Genomic DNA, 16,917 nt, shown 5'->3' with positions numbered 1-16,917 from the left:
ATTTACCCCTGCCGCTCTTATGGCGCCTCCGCCGGCTCAATGTCTTGGGGCCCTTTGGTAATGATGGCTGCGCGACCGGCATTACCCACACCCACACGCGCGTGCGGCTGGGCCTGCGCCTCGCGCGTGCCTTCCCAAAGCGTGCGGATTGCGCGGGCATTGCCAAAATGGTCTCCACCTTCCGCCTCCATGCGGACGCAGGCAAGGTTGGCCTGGTCCTCGGCCGCGGCGTCGAGCACAAAGCCTTCGCGGTCGGCGAGGTTACGAAAAATCCCCGCCAGCTCTTCAGCCGAATAGTCCTCGAATATGATTGTCCTGGTGTATCGGGAGCGCAGGCCGGGATTTGAATCCAGGAAGCGGCGCATTTCGCCAGTGTAGCCGGCGGCGATGACACACAATCGATCCCGATGGTCCTCCATCAGCTTCAGCAGCGTGTCGATCGCCTCGCGGCCAAAATCGTTTTTTTGTCCCTCCGGCGCCAGCGCGTAGGCCTCATCGATGAACAGCACGCCATCGAGCGCTGCCTCGACGGCTTGCCGTGTCAGAATCGCGGTCTGGCCGACATAGCCGGCGACGAGCTGGCTGCGATCGGCCTCGACGACATGGCCGGATCTGAGGAGGCCAAGTGCGAAAAGAATCTCGCCCATGAGACGCGCCGCCGTGGTTTTCCCGGTCCCTGGATTGCCGAGGAAAATCAGATGCAGGCTTGGGGGGGCGGCGTTGATGCCGTGGCGCCGACGTTCCTGCTCGGCTTGCAACACGGCTACCAGTTTCCTGACCTCCGCCTTGACGGAGCGCCATCCGGTCATGGCGTCGAGTTCGGCCAGCACCTCATCGAGCGGCCGATGTTTTGACGTCCGGATGGGAAGAGCGGATTTGGTTTCAACGTCTCGCCGATCGTTCCCCTGCAAAAATTTCCGCGATGCCGGCAGGCCATATTTGTCGGCATGCGCCAGCCGCCAGCCCATGACGGTCATCGCGATGAGGAGGATAACGCCGGAATAGGCTTCCAGCAGCGCAAGCACGACGATCAGAACGGCAAGGCCAAGGATGATCGGGATCAGATCGCGCTGCATCTCTTGCTCAACCCGACTGGCTTTGGGGCGCGAAACGGTTGCGCTCGACGCGTGCGACCATTTCGGGCCGGCGAAAATAGATCGCGCGGCCGCAGCGCAGCGGTTGTCTGCCCTGGACGAAAACGAACTGCTCGTCCGCCCGGGCATCGGCGAGGATCTCGGAGACGGTAGCTAACCGCCGGCCGCGTTCCGATCTCTGCTCGGAGGCGCCGGTCGAGGCGGTGCCGATCTCGAGCGGCTTTGCGCTCTTGCCGCGGTTTTTTGTCTCGGAGCTCAGCACGACGCCATGTTCGCCCAGCGCTTCGGAGACAGCGCGAGCCTGGTCGAGCGAGCTGATCGCGGCGTATGATCGCCAGGAAGCGCTTTCGAACCAGGCGCTCTTGCCGCCATCGCCCCATTGTTCGCGCAGCTGGCCTTCGGACTGATAAAGCATGACCAGCGTGATGCCGTATTTGCGACCGGCATCGCGGGCGCGGGCGAGTGAGGTCATGTAGCCAAGACGGGCGACCTCATCGAGCAGGAAGACGACGCGTCCGCCTGGCAAGACGCCGTCGGCCTCATAGACGGCATTGAGCAAGGATCCGACAACGACACGAGCGAGCGCTGGCGTCGATTCCAGCACCTTCATCGGGATGTTGATAAAGAGGTCAAGCTTGCCGGAAACGAGATCAGCAGTGCGAAAACTGTTGCCCGACAGCAGTTTTGCGTAGGCGGGATTGGCGAGCCATTCGGTCTGCTCGCTCATATTGCCGTAAACACCGGAGAACGTCTCGGCCACCAGTCCCATCAATTGGCCGGCGAGATGGCGGGCGCGATGCGAGGAGGAGTGTTCAAAAATGCGGGCTAGCTCGTCCCGCATTTTTGCCTCCGGCAAGGCGAGCCGTTGCGCCAGAGTGACGAGATTGCGTTTGTCGTCGGACAGATTTTTGTCGAAGACGATGTCGGAAAGCAGGGTCTCGACGATGGCCTTGCCGCGGCCCTCGAAGAAGGCTTTGCCGGAGGTGCCGTGCGGCGCATCACGGGTGGCGGTGTGTTTCTCGCCGCAGATCCAGTCGACAACCGAGCGGATGTCGCCGTCGAAGAGGGGCGAATCTTTTGCCAGCCAGTCGAGCGCATTGAAGGCTCCGGTCCCCTTCATCGGGTCGATTGAGATGACACGCCGGCCCATCGCCGTGCGTGCGCCCGTCAGCATCGGCGCCAGCTCGGAGGAGGGATCGAGGGTGACAATCGACCCGCGCCAGGTGAGCAGTGTCGGCACGCAGACGGAGACGGTTTTGTAGGCGCCCGAACCGGCGAAGACGAGGCCGTGGGTGCCGCCCCAGGAGAGATCAAAGGTGAGTAAAGGCGACCTGCCACCCTTGCCCCATGTTTTTGGATCGCGCGGATCAAACTTTTGTCCGCGCCGGGCCGGCGCATCCTGATCGACGCGGTAGGCTTCGCCGATGACGACGCCGCCACGCGGATTGGCTGGCGACTTGGCCGAACCGCCGAACAGGTTTTGTGACTCGCGAATGTCCATCCAGTCGGCGTGGCCAAAGATATCAGAGGAGGCACGCTCAACCGGCTTGACGCTTTGGGCGTGCAGCGATTTTCCCATCAGCACCCTGACGCCGGCCGTGGTCGCGAGAAAGCCGACAACCCCGGCATAGAAGATGGTCGTGTCCGCTGCGTTCAAAATGGCGGACCAGGCATGGGCTGGCCGGTTGCCGAGCAGTCGTGTCGCTTCCGGCCAGACAGTGAAAACCGTTGCGGCGGCCATGCCCAACACGCCGGCGATGGCAGTGAGGGGCAGCACCATACCGGATCGGCGCATCAGGAGAGCCGCCGCCATTGTGATGGCCGGTCCGAGCAGCGCGATCGATGGCCATGCCGCGCAACCAAGTCTGTAGATTACTGATGCCGGCGACAGACCAGTCCGATACCATTCGAGCAAGGCGTCGCCCCACAGCGTGTGGGCATAGCGCCAGGCGGGATACCAAATGACGAGTGGCAAGATGGCGAAGGCTGCCTTGAACAGCGTCTTGACGAGATCGTACGACAGCCGACCGAACATCTTGTCCCCCGGCGTCAGCGCTATGAGCGTTCAGATTTTCGGCCGCGATCCGGCTCCCGATCGGGCTGCTCGGTGGAATGAATGCGCCGCACGCTGCCGTTCTGCTCGGCGGCAAGTGCGGCGACTGCGTCGTGATCGGCCAGCCCTTCCCAGTGCTGCATGACTTTGCTCCAGCGCAGGCCGGCGCCGCGCAGGCGAGTGGCGAAGGGGGTCGGCAGCGGAGCAGGGAAGGTGATGGTCAACGGTTCGTGCGTTGCGTCCTTGCCGACCGTTTCCCGATCGAGCGCGGTTTTGCCGGTCTTGATCCATTCGGTGAGTTGCGCCTTGTCGCGCACGCCCTCGGCCAGCGACAGCAGCCCGCCATAGAGGGCGGCTTCCTCGAGATCGATCAATCCGGCCCGTTCGATGAGGGTCCCGGCCTCGACGAGGCGGCGGGTGCGCTGCTTGCGCTCGTCCGCCTTGAGCCTAGCTTCCTGTTCGGCGAGTTTGGCCCGCTGCTGCTCCAGGCGGCTCATGCGTTCGGCAAGCGAGGTGCGGGCCATGGCGAGAATCTCCGTTTTTTCCCCGTCCGCCAAGCCCGAAGGGATTGTGCCAGCCGGCGCGAGGCTCTTCAACCCCCTTTTGTATATGCCGGAGGCTGCAACCAAGGTTCCTTGGCGTTTTCCGCAGTAAGCATCCGCCAGAGTGCCAACCGTCTGTCGATTAGCCGATTGATGGATTTTTGCAGACGCAATATGCATTCTTCGAATGCTTGCTTGCGCTGGCGCGCGAGTGATGGCATCCTGCGGCAATGGCTATCGCTTTCGCCCGTGCCCGATACATCTCCCGATCCGACGGCGGCAGCGCGGTGCGCTCGGCCGCCTACAACGGCCGCGAGGCGATCAAGGCGCAGCGCACCAGGGAGGTGTTTTACTTCAAGCACCGCGAGGCGCCGGAGCATCACGAGGTGCTGTTGCCGGAAGGGGCGCCGTCAGAGCTGGCCTCGAGCGATGCGCTGTGGAATGCGGCCGAGGCCATGGAAAAACGCAAGGACGCGCAGCTGGCGCGCGAGCTCGTGCTGGCGCTGCCGGCCAATCAAGAGCTTGATCATGACGACCGGGTCGAGCTGGCGCGGTCGTTTGCGCAAGAACATTTTGTCTCAAAGGGGCTGGCGGTGCAGCTGGACGTTCATGCGCCGCATGGGGCGGAGAGCGAGGGCGAGCGGGCCAATTACCATGCGCATTTGTTGATCACGACGCGGCGTCTTGGGGAGGAAGGGTTTGCGGCAAAAAAAGCGCGTGATCTCGATCCCGTCATCAAGCGGGGCGGGGGCCGGGCGATCGTGGCGGAAGGCGAGGCGTGGGGCGCGCTGTGGCGCGATCATCAGAACCGCTATTTTGCCGAACAGGGGCTGTCGATCCGGGTGGATGCGACGAGCGCGGTGCCACAGGAACACATCGGACCGATCCGCATGCGCACGCCGGGTGCGGAGGCCAATGTGCGGGCCGAGCATATCAGGCGGGCGAACGAAGAAGCGGCGCGCGATCCGGAGCATGTGCTGGCTGTTCTGACGCGCAACCAGGCGAGTTTTTCCGAGTACGATCTCGATCGGCATCTGAAAAAACACATTCTCGATGAGAGCGAACGAGCGGATGTGAAGGGCAAAGTACTCGGCCGTGACGATGTGCTGGCGCTGCATGACCGGGAGACAGGCGAGAGTGTGGGTCGCTGGACAACGCGGGCGGTGCGCGACCAGGAGGTTTTGGCACTTGCTGATGGACGGCGCGTGGCCGGAGGGTCCCATCGCGATGTTGGGGCAAGGGCGCGCGAGCGGCTCGTGTCCGTGCAGGAACTGCGGCCGGATCAGTTGGCCGCGTTCGATCATGCGACGGGGTCCGGCGGGCTAAAAATAGTCGAAGGCCGGGCCGGGACGGGAAAGAGTTTTGCGCTTGGCTCCATCTGCGAGGCGCATGAAGCGGCCGGCTATCGCGTGGTCGGCCTCGCGCCGACCAATGCGGTGGCGCAGACCATGAAGGAGGACGGGTTAGCCAGAAGCTCGACCGTTCATGCCGAACTGTTCCGGCTGAAGAACGGCCGCGCGCAGTGGGACCGGCGCACTTTGGTCGTGGTCGACGAGGCGGCGATGATGGACGCCAAGGTGACCGGCGAAGTGTTGCGCGAAGCGCGGCTGTCGGGCGCCAAGGTTGTGCTGGCCGGGGACGACCGGCAGCTCGGCTCGATCGAGCGCGGCGGGCTGTTCACCGAGCTGAAGAAAGAGCACGGCTCGTCCGAGATAACCCAGGTGACACGCCAGAAGGTCGACTGGCAGAGAGAGGCGGCACGCGATCTGTCGGACGGTCGCTTCGAAGACGCGCTCCGGGCCTTCGCCCGAAATAAGGCGGTGGTATGGACGTCGAAGCAGGATGAATTGCGAGAAAAACTGGTCGAGCGATGGGCCAAGGATTCTGCTTCCAATCCGTCTGCATCGCGGTTCGTGTTTGCCTATACCAACAAGGATGTCGATGCGCTGAACAAGGATCTGCGCGCGGTCCGTCGCGAGCGTGGTGAGTTGGGTAAGGATTTTGTGTTTACGACCAAGCATGGCGAGGCCGCGTTCGCTGTCGGTGACCGGGTGCAGTTCACGGATACGCTGAAAGGCGCCGGCATCTACAATGGCAACGCCGGGACCATCACCGGCATCGACCGGAATTTTGGCCGCATCAGTGTCTCGCTTGATGCGGCGGCAGGCCGGAAAGGGCGAAAGGTCGAGTGGTCTGCGTCGGAGTTTTCTGGATTCCGGCACGGCTATGCCGGCACCATCTACAAGGGCCAGGGCAAGACGCTCGATCATACCTATCTCATGCACACGCATCACTGGCGTGCCGCCTCGAGCTATGTGGCGCTGACGCGGCAGCGTGAGAGCGCGACGATCTTCGTGGCGACGCAGACGGCGCGCGATTTGCGGCAGCTCGCCCGCCAGATCGGCCGCAACGAGATCAAGGCGGCGTCAGTGGCTTATGCAACGCGCGATGAACTCAGCGCGGAACAACGGGCGAAGTTAGACGAGGGACGGGCGGCGGAGAACGCTCGGCCAGCGTTGCATGTTGGGCAAGCTCAGAATGGCCGGGAAAAGGAGGAGCAGCCGATGGCTTCAGTTGTCGAGGAGGCACGCGCGGGCATGCGTCAGGTAGATCCGCGCACACCGGAAATGCAGCCCGGCGCCATTGCCAACGACGCGGAGAGCCAGCGTCGGCTTGAGCATCGAGGCGCGACGCCTGAGCCCGTCGTGGCGCCGAAGTCAAAAAAGGCAGGAGACAGCGATCGTCGTGGGCCAGCCGATGATCGGGCCGTGGCAGGCAAGACCGAAACTCGGCAGTCTGTTCCAGATGCCAGAAATGAAGAGGGGTCGCCCAGCACCACAGCCGACCGGCCAGCGGACGTGAGGGTGCTGATAGTTGCATTCCAGGATGTGAATGCTGATGGCGTGCGCCGCGACAGCTTTGGGCGATCGATCGACGAACGGAGCATCGCCGTCGCTGTCAGTCGCGATGCAGATGTACAGCGCGAGCGCGACGCTCGCTCAACCTATCTGGAGACCGCCTATCGTGATCCGAAAGCGGCAACCCAGCGTCTCGATGACATCATCGCGCGAGACGGGCCGACAAGTGCTGCGCGACGTCTATCGGCGGATACCAGCTTGGTCGGCGAGCTGCGGGGCAGGGAAGGGTTCTTCGCCGGCGCCAGGGCGAGGGAAGAGCGGACCGAGGCTCAACAGGCCGCCGCCGCGATTGGCCCGAACATTGTCCGGACCGCCGAGTACGAGAACCGGGCAGCACAGGCCTATCGCAGTGATGTGGAAAAGCGGATGAGGGCTGATGCGGTGGAGGTAAGGGATGTTTCGGATCGGGCGAAAGCCGCGCTCGGAAAAATTGCAATGGCCAAGGATGATCGCGAGCGGGCCGAAACCTTCAAGATGGTGTCAGCCGATCAGGTGGTCAGTCGGGAGATCGCCACCTTCAGGAAATCGATTGAAGCCCGTTTCGGTGAAGACGGCGCACGCGAAATCGCTCGTGCGACAGCCTCGGGCAAATCGTTTGAACATCCATCCGTGCCGAAATCCGATCAGGTCAGGTTGGGCGAGGCCGCGGCTCTCTATTCCGCAGCCCGATCTGGTGAAGTCGCGTCCAGACAAGAGGCCGAAACTGAACGTCTTGCAGCGCGAGAGTCTGAGTCGACACGGCTGAAGCAGTAGGGAAGCGCCGGGGAAGGCCGGCTGTCGTTATCCCGTCGGCGTCGCAGGCCGCGGCGAATGACTACTCTTTAAGCAAGGTGGTCGTTCATTGTCACAAGTGGCCCGGTACAGTTCAGAGCTGCAGATCCGCAATCGGCGAGTTGCCAAAGATGCTCTTGTACTCTCGGCTGAACTGCGAGGGGCTCAGGTCGCGCGATGCACCTTCAGGAGCCGGGCGACCTCGGCCGGCTTGATATCGTCGTTGATGAGCTGTCGCGCATGCGCGACCTGGTCGGGGGAGGGCAGGGGAGGGACCGAACCGCATCCCGCGCGCCCTGGCCGCGATCCGGCGCGGAGCCATCAAATAGCTCAAACTTCGCTAAAGTCGTAGCGAAACCCGCGAACCTCCCAAAGCTCTGACAGGGTCGGGGTTTCTTTCAAAAAACGAAGAGCCTTCCGAGCCGCGATCAAATTGTAGGGGAACATTCCAATAGATGAGTGCCCACAATTCAGCCGCACGACCTCAGGTGGAAGATTGCACTTCGCCAGCAACTCAATGAGACGCTCAGAGCCTCCTGGGCGGGCAACCGTATCGTCCTTACCGAGCAAGAACATCAAATCCAGACGAGGACGTGTAAGGCCGAAAAGATGCTTCTCTAGATCGATGAGACCCCAAGCGGTTCTTAGTCCTTCCAGTGACATGGACGGTTCAATACGACCACGTAAGGCCGTCATGGTCTCCGCAGTCCAGACGAGATCAGCAGGGCTTCCCGGCGATACCATGAGAACCGCCTTATCAACCTTCTGCTCTTGGGCAGCAACGAGACCCGCAACAGTGCCACCCAAACACATCCCTACAACCGAGATTTTCTGATACCCCTGACTATAAAGCCAACGAACAATCTTACGGCCATCTAGGACAGCCTGTCTCATCGACTGGACAGTGCGCCCTAAATTCGCGTTGAAAAGCTTTTCCGCAGAATAGTCATTCGAAGCCCGCCCAAAATGATACGGAAGTGTAGCTTCAATAACCGTTATGCCCTTTCCAGCGAAGTATTTGGAAAATGCCGGATACCGGCTCCGAGCATACCAATGATGAAACACAACAAGCGCATGTTGTTTCAATCCACTGTCGGTAACAACGCATTCAAACGTGTTGTTCGCCTCGTCTTCAGTTGAAATATCAGATTGGAAGGTAACACTATCCGCTTCTTCCCTTAACGGAGCAGCCGGCAATATAGGCGCGAAAAACACCTCGCCTTTGGAAATTTCATTGAAGACCAATTCGTCAGAACCATCATGAAAAAATGGAATCAGCTTATCATGAATACGCCTCTGACGTTCTAATGATCTCAGGATGTGCTTACGATCATAACGGCGCGCTAGATAACGGAACATTTTCTCTCCTTTTTCTTTGCAGGTTGGAAACCTTTCATCATGAAACCAAAGCTGAAACCCCGCCGTACTTCATTCACCAGACAAAGGGGCGGCTGGACATCCCTCCACACTATTTACCGCCCGATAAAGGGTTGCTCGATGCACGTCGGAATGGGGCTGCCAGGTGCTCCTATGTCTATCCGGCGACTGGCAGGGTACCCCCTCGTGCCATCCGCCAATTTACAAGTTGATTGCGGCGATGGAAGCCCCGGGTTTTAACTGGCCATCTGTCCGCAAGCCAACTCAAGCGCCGCGAAATTTGAGAAGTATGAGGATTGTCCGTCTGGCTGGCAAGCGGTTGGCGCCAACTCCGACCGGCCCGGACTGGGTCAAGAACGGAGCATCTGGCGCATCTCATCCGATAGGCTCACGTTGCCCGTCGTTGTGAAAGACAGCGGCCTCGGCGGGTATCATGGAGACGGATCTCGACAGGTCCAAATCGAAATCGACGGTAAGGTGGTTGCAGCAACAATCCAAACCGCGGGGAACGATCGAGGGCAATCCCTTGGGAATGGCCCCACCTACTACACCATCCCTCGACCGGTGCGCGGAAATCCCTGGTTCATCGAGTATGATGACGCGAACGGCGTGCGCCAGAAAAGCTGGTTCAATCTCAACATGCCACGAGCCAGGCGATCACGCAGGACGAGGTACTATGGGGTCGTAATTCAGGGAGGTTTGTAATGTTCAAGGCGCTTCTCCTGTCCACTGTGATTTTGAACACAGGCGCAGTGTTGACGGCGGCTGGTCAGAGCGACAAGCCGCGATCAAGCGTGGACAATCCTATGTGGCCCGCTTCACTGAAATGGGACTGCAGGACGGCTGCCAAAATCGTGTGTGAGCGTGATGGCGGTTGCTCAGTGGCTGAGGAGCACACTGGTTTTGTGCTGAACTACGGGAGCAACGAAGCTGAGTTCCCGGCCAGCAATGTCAGGATCAAACGCCACTATCAACAGACCGTGCAGGCAAGTCCTTTGCAGCAGGAAGCTAAAGTCGAACTGGCCGACAATCGCGTCTTTGGCTGACGGCCGTGGATGCCAGCCGCACTTATTCGAAAGCGTGGGTCGGCGCACTGAGTGAGTTGAAGGGCGGCGCGGTACTCATGGAATCTGAGGGCGTCTATTGCATGCCGCACAAGTGAGTGCGCCGAGAGAGCAGGCGAGCGAAGCCGATGGTCTGACCTGGGACGCCGACCCCCGGGCGTTCCAGAAAAAGTGGGTCATCCCGTCCGGTTTCATTAGACGATGAGACGATCTTAAGTAAAAATGATCTTCTGAAACGGAACGTCGAGTAGGAGTTACTGATGTAGAACTGATCTGCTTGCCCTCGACAACCAGAAGACTTGCAGCGAGTGTCAGGCATACGTGGGATACTTAGAAATGTCAACTTCGTCTGATGAAAGTCGCGTAATCTATCTTATGGAACTTCGATTTCGTTAAACTGAAGCACTGCACAAATCTGAACGACGTGCCGTGAAGTGGTGCGTGATGGCCCGCGGCCGGGCGCAATCCCGAAGCTGTACGCGAAAATCTCGTGGTGCCAACGATGCTGTCTATGGAATTGCGTCAAATCACCAGTACATACATCGGCTATTTGAGGTCCGCCTCAAGCTTTTCATCCCCAAAAGAATTGCCTCCCAGGTGCGGCTCGATAACCGAAGCTTGGCGATCTTATTCCACATCCGAGATACCTCCTCAGAACATGATCGATAATAGTGTTGCAGGCGCGCCACCGCAATTGCTTACCGCGATCACCTCCGAGAGCGCTCCGAGGATTGCTCATCCCGACGACGTACGTGGCGAGGATCGACCCGCCTGCGCCAATTCGGACGAGCGTGTATCCGGCGCAATCCTGAACCGATCGTGAGCTGAAGCTGCTGGAGGGAGCCCTTCCAACTCGTCACTGACCCCAGACCGATCCTGGCAGCGCGTTGAGCGGGATTTTCAGATAACGCAGGCCATTTTCCTCGACCTGAGGCAGCTCTCCTCCGCGAATATTGACCTGGAGGGCATGCAACATGAGCCTTGGCATCGGCAATGCCCTGTCTCGCGCCTCTCGAAGCCTGATGAACGCACTCCGAGATTGACCGGCGACGTGCTGGTTTTTCTCTTTCTGCTCCGCCACCGAACTCTCCCACAGAGCCTGGCGCCCTCCCGGCCTGTAGTCGTGACCGGTAAAGAGACGGGTCTCGCCGGGTAAGCTCAGAATGTCCTGGATGGACTGCCACAGATCAGCTGCGCTGCCGCCTGGAAAATCGGCGCGGGCGGAGCCGCTATCGGGCATGAAAAGCGTGTCGTGAATGAACGCCGCGTCGCCGATGACATACGTGATCGACGCCAATGTGTGCCCTGGCGAGTGCATGACGCGGGCTTCCAGCTCGCCAATCTTGAAGATCTCGCCGTCGCCAAACAGCCGATCCCATTGTGAGCCGTCGCATGCGAGATCCGGCCAATTATAGATCTCCTGCCAGATCTGCTGCACTTCCTTCACGCGCTCGCCGATCGCTATCGGCACGCCGGTTTTTGCCTTGAGATAACCCGCGGCCGAAAAGTGATCGGCATGCGGATGGGTGTCCAGGATCCACTCGAGCTTCAAATTGTGGCTTTTGATGTAGTCGAGGATCGTGTCCGCATTTGTCGTTGCCGTCGAGCCAGACTTTTCGTCGAAATCGAGCACCGGGTCGACGATGGCGCATCTTCGCGAACTCGGGCATGCAACGACATATTGGATGCTGCCCGTCCGTGCATCGTAGAAGCCGACGACTTCAGGCTGCTGCATGGGCGATGCCCTCGACTGCGGCTCGCGGGAAAAAGATCGCCCGGCCAGGGTCGAGGTCGTAGTCACGCTCGAAGTCCGTTGCGTCGGACGCAATCTGCGCCACGGCATCGAGTATGAACTGCACCTTCTCGTCCGGCAGCAGAACGCTGAAATTCAGCCGGGTGAATCCCGGCTTTTTCATTTCGTCGCCGGAGAGAATGGCTTGCCTGATTTCCTCGGACTGTTCGTCGTCGATCGACAGCAGTCTGTGAACATACGGGCCGGCGCAGGCGCAGCCACCGCGCGCCTGGATCCCGAACCGGTCGCTTAGCATGCGCGTGATCAACTGCTGGTGGACGTAGCCGTCCTTTCCGTTTTTGACCCGGAAAGAAAAGATCGGAAGCCGCTCAGGATCCGATAGACCGAGGAGGTCCAGCCGCGGCAGGGGTTTCCATGCGCGAAAAGCACGACGCGCCAGCTCGCGATTGCGCGCTGTCATCGCGTCGAGTCCGATCGCATCTTTGACGATGAAGGCCAGCGCGGCTCGTATGTCGCCGATCACGTTCGGCGTGCCGGCTTCCTCGCGGGATTCCAGGCCGTCGCTGTAATCGTGTGTCTTCGGGGAGACAAACTTCACCGTCCCGCCACCTGGCCACGACGGCGTTTTCGTCGAAGGTCCGTCGCGTCGAACGATCAAAATGCCGGAGGCGCCGGGACCCCCGAGGAACTTGTGAGGCGAAACAACTATCGCGTCGATCTGGGCATCAGGGGCGGGCGACATGGAAATCGGCAGGTAGGGACCTGCGCCCGCATAGTCCCAGATCATCTTTGCGCCGGCGGCCTTCACGATCACGGTGATGGCCGCAACATCGCTGGTGATGCCCGTGACGTTCGAGGCCGCGGACATCGAGCATATCGTCAGATCTGACGACCCCTCGCCAACCGCGTCCTTGAGCTGAGACAGGTCCGGCCCGCCAGACGGATCCTCGGCGATTTCCACGATTTCTGCTCCGCTCTCGCGCCAGGGCAGAATGTTGGAGTGATGCTCATAGGGACCGATAATGATCCGAGCGCGCTTGCCCGCTGCCACGGCTTCGGCGACGCCGAATAGCTTGACGAGGCGGTTGATCCCCGACGTAGCGCCGGAGCCGGTGAAGATCACAGCATGCCGTTCGGTGGCCCCGCAGAATTGACCGACCAGGGCGCGCGCTTCCCGACGCATGCGGGTCATGAAGCCTCCGCAATACGAGGCTTCCGTGTGGCTGTTGGCGTAGTACGGCAGGACCTCCTCAAGCACAAAGCGCTCGATCTGACGGAGTGCGCGGCCTGACGCGACATAGTCGGCGTACACCAGGTCCTTTTGCCCGTAGGGACCCACGATTTTCGCCGTCGATCCCACAAGCCCATCCCGGAGGTCGGCGGTCACGTCAGCCTTTTTCTTCAGCCCCTGGCGGAACTTTGACAGAGGGGTCTCGGTCTGCCCTGTCGTTGGGCGAGCTGCTTGCACGGTCATTCTCCCCGGCTCGGATATTGACTCGGATTGTACCCTGCTCCACGGTCGAAAAAATTCACCTATTTTCTGCAATTTCTTGCAAAGAGCGTGTCAGATGATCGAAGATCGGGCGAAAATCGATGCATTTGATATGAAGATTTTGACGGCCATGCAGATCGATGCAAGCGTTTCCCAGCGAGATTTGGCGGAGAGGGTCGGCCTGTCTCAGAACGCGTGCTGGCGGCGGATCCAGCGCCTGCAGTCGCTAGGCCTTATCCGGGGGTCGCACAGCGATATCGATCTGCGAGCGCTGGGACTCGACCTGACGGTTTTCGTAATGGTCCGCACTCGCCACCATTCCAAGGAGTGGAGTGAGGCGTTCCGTGCCCATGTTGAACGGTTGTCGGAGGTGATCGATTTCTATCGGATCGGAGGGGACTGGGACTATCTGATCAAGGTCGTGACACAAGGCATGTCCGGCTACGATGCATTCTACCAGAAACTGATCACGAACTTCGACCTGGCTACGGTGACAGGCTTCTTTTCCATGGAAGCGATCATCAACAATCGTCCAGTGGATCTGACCAATCTGCGATAATGCGGCGCCTGCTGTTGGACACTTCGCCCTTCATCGTCGGCAAGCCGTCGACTGTGGCACCACCAGGGTGAGGTGTCGATTACATGAGCCCGCAGGTCTGGCTGCGAGTTCGCCCCATGAGCTGTTTGCAGGCCTCAACTGAGAGTTCCTCCGCCCTTGCTGCGCGGGTCCTGACGACGCTTCGCTCACGTCCGCACCCTCAGCGCCTGCTCCAGCCTGTCGGCAATCTGGGTGACGATATAGGCAATCACCATGTAGATCACGACGGCAATCACGAAGGCTTCGAGGTAGTAGTAGTTCAGCGCGGCGGTCAGCTGGGACTGGGCGAAGATATCGACAACCTCGATGGCGAATCCGAGAGAAAGCGCCTTCATGATGACCATCATCGAGGTTGTCAGGTCGGGAATTGCCGTGAGAGCCACCTGGGGAAACAGAATCCGTCGGAACAATTGGCCGTTCGTATAGCCAAGGGAATGGGCGGCGTCTGACTGACCGGTGTCAAAGGCGTTCAGGGCTCCTTTGATAATCTCCGATTGGAACGCAGCGATACAGCCTGTCACCGCAATAATAAGGATAACCGAGTTGGGTGTTTCGTGGGCGTTGAAGTTGATCCCGAGCAACGAGAGCAGGAACTGGAATGCCGGGGGCAGACCGAAATAGGCGAGGAAAATCACGATGACCATCGGAACGCCCTTGAAGACGATCTTGTAAGCCATGATGAGCTCTCGCAGCACCGGGACTCGTCTGTATTCGACGAGTGCAAAAATGCTGCCGACTAGCGTCGACAAGACGAAAATCGTCAGCGCCATTCCAAGCGTTACAGGTACGGCGCCCAGAATTTCCTGGGTGTCCTGGAGCAAAATTTCGGTATCGAACATGGTTTAATACCCTTTAGGTCAGACGCTGGCGATGGCCGCGTTCTTGATCTGAGCTGTTGTCGTGGCCTCAGGCGCCTGCATCGGCGAGCGAAGCTCGAACAAGTGCACGATGAACCAGGCAATCAGGCACATCAGCGCATAGATGACGGCCAGGACGAGGTATGTTTCGAACTGGTACTGGTTATAGTCGCGCTCCATGATCAAATGCGCGGTCGCCATCACGTCCGCCGCCCCGATGTACATGACGAGCGCAACGTTGTGGATCAGGTAAATGATGGAGTTTCCATAGCCCGGCAATGCGAAGTGCACCGCTTGCGGGCCCACGATGCGGGTGATCTTCTGGCGAAAGGTATATCCGAGACTGTCGGCTGCATCATGCTGGCCGCGATCGACGGCCAGGTATGCGGGCCGCAGGACTTCCGACAGATAGCCGCCATGGTAAAAGCTCAGTCCGACCATCGCAGCGATCGTCGGCGAGAAGAAATCTGCGGAGCCGAACAGGGCCACCAATAGGGGGAGCCCGTAGAACGCGACGAACAACTGGAGGACGACGGGAACGCTGCGGGCATAGGACACGTAGAGGTCGGTGAGGTGGCTGACCACTGGTATCCTGCGAATCCGCAATGTTGTCGCAACGAGCGCCAAGCAAAAGCCGACCAACATGGCGGTAAACGTAATAGCGAGCGTCAGCGGCAATGCCGAGAGCAACTCGGGAATCATAGCAGAAACATCCACTTTGAAACGCTCCTTCTTGCAATTCAGCCTTGCCGCTGACGATATCTACTTAGATCACATCATTTCATATACTTGACGATGCCTTCGCCAAACCACTTCTGCGATAGCTTTTCGATCGTGCCGTCGTCTTTCAACTCCTTGAGAACTTTGTTCACGTCATCGACCAGAACCTTGTTTTCATCTGACCTGTGAATAAGCATATAGGTGTTGTTGCTGAAGACTGGTTCGGACGCCACGATGTCGAGCTTCTTTTCATCGATGACGGTCTGCTCACCAAGATTTGAAGGCAGGACCAGCGCGTCGAACTTGCCGTTCTGAACCTCATCCAAACGGTTTGGATACGGGATTCCGGCGCTCGACGCCGTCACGTCAAGCTTGTATTGCGGATTTTCTTTTTGCCAGTTCATGATGAATTTATAGGTTCCGCCGCCAGCCGTGGTCGGAACGATCCTCTTGCCGACCAGATCTTTCATTTCTTTGATGCCGCTGCCCTTTTTGCTGTAGATCTTCATCAGGCTGGCGCCCATGGGGTTTTCCGGAATGAAGAACTGCTTGGCGCGCTCGGGTGACTTGTAGTAACCGCCGACCGCGATGTCGTATTTGCCTGTGGCCAGGCCGGTTTCCTGCGCGATGTCGGAGACACCTTCCATTTCGAACTTGTATTGCGGCAGCTTTGCGTTGATCGCCCTCAGCAGATCGGGTTCATACCCTTGCGGCTCAACGCCGAGCGCGCCCCAAGCCAATGGCTTGGATTCGGCAGAGGTCGCGATCTTGATTGTCCGAACGGTCTGACCGTAGCTGATCCCTGCTGTTGCAAGGGCAATTGCGATGCCGCCGGCGACGGCCAGGGCATAACGACGCGAAAAACTGGATTTGATTGCAGACATTTCTTGGGTTCCCTTCTTGTTGGATTATTGAAAAGCGAGTTCAGACTGCAGGAATTGAGCAAGTCGCGGGCTGGAAGGCGCATCGAAGATCTCAGCCGGACTGCCGTCGGCGGCAACCACGCCACGATCCATGAAGACGATCCGGTTCGAGATGTTCTTTGCGAATTGCATCTCGTGGGTCACAAGCAGCGAGGTGATGCCGGACGACGTGACGTCCTTGATCACCTTCAGGACTTCACCGACCAATTCGGGATCCAGCGATGATGTCGGTTCGTCGAAGAGCATCACATCCGGCCGAACCGCCAGCGCACGTGCGATGCCTGTACGCTGGAGCTGGCCACCTGAGAGCTGGGACGGATAGCTGTCCCGCTTCGCTGAGAGGCCGACCCTTTCGAGCTCTCGCAGCGCGATTTCACGCGCCTCGTCCGTGGACTTGCGCTGCACTACGACCAGCGGATCCATCACGTTCTGGAGGACGGTCATGTTCTTGAAGACGTTGAATTGCTGAAAGACCATCGCTGTCCGGAGCCGGATCGCCTGGATGGCTGCCTTGTCGGCGCGCTGATAGTCCATCCGAATCTGGTCGAACGCGATGGTTCCAGATGCAGGCTTAACCAGGTAGTTGATGCATTTCAGCAGGGTGGTCTTGCCGGTGCCGCTTGGGCCGATGATTGACACAACGTCACCTCGCTTTACCGAGAGATTGACGCCGTTCAGGACCTGCGTGCTTCCGTACGACAGTCTTATATCTTTGAGGTCGAGCATTGCTGGTTGGTGTCCTTCAGAGTGTGGGA

General features: G+C 59.5%; 13 protein-coding genes. 3 read left to right on the top strand and 10 right to left on the bottom strand.

All coding sequences use genetic code 11. The features are described 5' to 3' along the window. Positions 1-17: 17 nt before the first annotated feature. From NKH16_RS17520 to NKH16_RS17510, 3 genes are read right to left on the bottom strand one after another with little or no spacing between them, the layout of a single operon-like run. Entirely contained in the window at positions 18-1,076 is a 1,059-nt protein-coding gene (locus NKH16_RS17520) for an AAA family ATPase (protein ID WP_352900744.1), read from the bottom strand. Between the two features lie 7 nt (positions 1,077-1,083). Continuing rightward, a complete protein-coding gene (locus NKH16_RS17515; protein WP_352900741.1) occupies positions 1,084-3,129 on the bottom strand; it encodes a type IV secretory system conjugative DNA transfer family protein in 2,046 nt (681 codons plus the stop codon). Between the two features lie 20 nt (positions 3,130-3,149). Further along, positions 3,150-3,920, bottom strand: coding sequence for a conjugal transfer protein TraD (locus NKH16_RS17510; protein WP_352900739.1), 771 nt, complete (start codon positions 3,918-3,920; stop codon positions 3,150-3,152). On the opposite strand from NKH16_RS17510, the gene NKH16_RS17505 reads away from it, so the two are divergent. Beyond that, a complete protein-coding gene (locus tag NKH16_RS17505) occupies positions 3,920-7,360 on the top strand; it encodes an AAA family ATPase (RefSeq protein ID WP_352900737.1) in 3,441 nt (1,146 codons plus the stop codon). The genes NKH16_RS17510 and NKH16_RS17505 overlap by 1 nt on opposite strands. 348 nt (positions 7,361-7,708) lie before the next feature. On the opposite strand, the gene NKH16_RS17500 is transcribed toward NKH16_RS17505, so the two are convergent. Continuing rightward, a complete protein-coding gene (locus tag NKH16_RS17500) occupies positions 7,709-8,737 on the bottom strand; it encodes an alpha/beta hydrolase family protein (RefSeq protein ID WP_352900734.1) in 1,029 nt (342 codons plus the stop codon). A 722-nt stretch (positions 8,738-9,459) separates the two neighbouring features. Here NKH16_RS17500 and NKH16_RS17495 point away from each other — a divergent pair. Then, entirely contained in the window at positions 9,460-9,801 is a 342-nt protein-coding gene (locus NKH16_RS17495) for a hypothetical protein (protein WP_352693569.1), read from the top strand. A gap of 874 nt (positions 9,802-10,675) precedes the next feature. Here the strand turns inward: NKH16_RS17495 and NKH16_RS17490 are convergent. Continuing rightward, on the bottom strand, positions 10,676-11,554 hold the full coding sequence (locus NKH16_RS17490) for an MBL fold metallo-hydrolase (RefSeq protein WP_352787606.1): 879 nt from the start codon (positions 11,552-11,554) through the stop codon (positions 10,676-10,678). Next, complete coding sequence (locus NKH16_RS17485) at positions 11,541-13,046, bottom strand: aminotransferase class V-fold PLP-dependent enzyme (RefSeq protein WP_352884163.1); 1,506 nt, start codon at positions 13,044-13,046, stop codon at positions 11,541-11,543. The genes NKH16_RS17490 and NKH16_RS17485 overlap by 14 nt, the downstream gene beginning before the upstream one ends. 94 nt (positions 13,047-13,140) lie before the next feature. Here NKH16_RS17485 and NKH16_RS17480 point away from each other — a divergent pair, with 94 nt between their 5' ends. Then, positions 13,141-13,623, top strand: a complete 483-nt coding sequence (locus NKH16_RS17480; protein WP_352508390.1) for an Lrp/AsnC family transcriptional regulator — start codon at positions 13,141-13,143, stop codon at positions 13,621-13,623. A 185-nt stretch (positions 13,624-13,808) separates the two neighbouring features. On the opposite strand, the gene NKH16_RS17475 is transcribed toward NKH16_RS17480, so the two are convergent. The 4 genes from NKH16_RS17475 to NKH16_RS17460 are packed head-to-tail and all read right to left on the bottom strand — an operon-like array spanning position 13,809 to position 16,888. Continuing rightward, positions 13,809-14,501, bottom strand: coding sequence for an amino acid ABC transporter permease (locus NKH16_RS17475; protein WP_352452053.1), 693 nt, complete (start codon positions 14,499-14,501; stop codon positions 13,809-13,811). An 18-nt stretch (positions 14,502-14,519) separates the two neighbouring features. Beyond that, positions 14,520-15,236, bottom strand: coding sequence for an amino acid ABC transporter permease (locus NKH16_RS17470; RefSeq protein ID WP_031194726.1), 717 nt, complete (start codon positions 15,234-15,236; stop codon positions 14,520-14,522). 59 nt (positions 15,237-15,295) lie between these two features. Beyond that, positions 15,296-16,123, bottom strand: a complete 828-nt coding sequence (locus tag NKH16_RS17465) for a transporter substrate-binding domain-containing protein (RefSeq protein WP_352577913.1) — start codon at positions 16,121-16,123, stop codon at positions 15,296-15,298. 24 nt (positions 16,124-16,147) lie between these two features. Further along, complete coding sequence (locus tag NKH16_RS17460; RefSeq protein WP_352884172.1) at positions 16,148-16,888, bottom strand: amino acid ABC transporter ATP-binding protein; 741 nt, start codon at positions 16,886-16,888, stop codon at positions 16,148-16,150. Between the last annotated feature and the right edge of the window lie 29 nt (positions 16,889-16,917).

Source organism: Mesorhizobium sp. M1307 (assembly GCF_040318155.1).
Classification (GTDB): domain Bacteria; phylum Pseudomonadota; class Alphaproteobacteria; order Rhizobiales; family Rhizobiaceae; genus Mesorhizobium.
The sequence above is the reverse complement of the archived record's forward strand: the minus strand, read 5'-3'. Positions and strand labels throughout refer to the sequence as shown.

Excerpts from the sequence above, each read along its gene's own strand:
- NKH16_RS17520 (WP_352900744.1), bottom strand. The coding sequence starts at position 1,076 with ATGCAGCGCGATCTGATCCCGATCATCCTTGGCCTTGCCGTTCTGATC.
- NKH16_RS17515 (WP_352900741.1), bottom strand. The coding sequence starts at position 3,129 with ATGTTCGGTCGGCTGTCGTACGATCTCGTCAAGACGCTGTTCAAGGCA.
- NKH16_RS17505 (WP_352900737.1), top strand. The coding sequence starts at position 3,920 with ATGGCTATCGCTTTCGCCCGTGCCCGATACATCTCCCGATCCGACGGC.
- NKH16_RS17500 (WP_352900734.1), bottom strand. The coding sequence starts at position 8,737 with ATGTTCCGTTATCTAGCGCGCCGTTATGATCGTAAGCACATCCTGAGA.
- NKH16_RS17495 (WP_352693569.1), top strand. The coding sequence starts at position 9,460 with ATGTTCAAGGCGCTTCTCCTGTCCACTGTGATTTTGAACACAGGCGCA.
- NKH16_RS17490 (WP_352787606.1), bottom strand. The coding sequence starts at position 11,554 with ATGCAGCAGCCTGAAGTCGTCGGCTTCTACGATGCACGGACGGGCAGC.
- NKH16_RS17485 (WP_352884163.1), bottom strand. The coding sequence starts at position 13,046 with ATGACCGTGCAAGCAGCTCGCCCAACGACAGGGCAGACCGAGACCCCT.
- NKH16_RS17480 (WP_352508390.1), top strand. The coding sequence starts at position 13,141 with ATGATCGAAGATCGGGCGAAAATCGATGCATTTGATATGAAGATTTTG.
- NKH16_RS17475 (WP_352452053.1), bottom strand. The coding sequence starts at position 14,501 with ATGTTCGATACCGAAATTTTGCTCCAGGACACCCAGGAAATTCTGGGC.
- NKH16_RS17465 (WP_352577913.1), bottom strand. The coding sequence starts at position 16,123 with ATGTCTGCAATCAAATCCAGTTTTTCGCGTCGTTATGCCCTGGCCGTC.
- NKH16_RS17460 (WP_352884172.1), bottom strand. The coding sequence starts at position 16,888 with ATGCTCGACCTCAAAGATATAAGACTGTCGTACGGAAGCACGCAGGTC.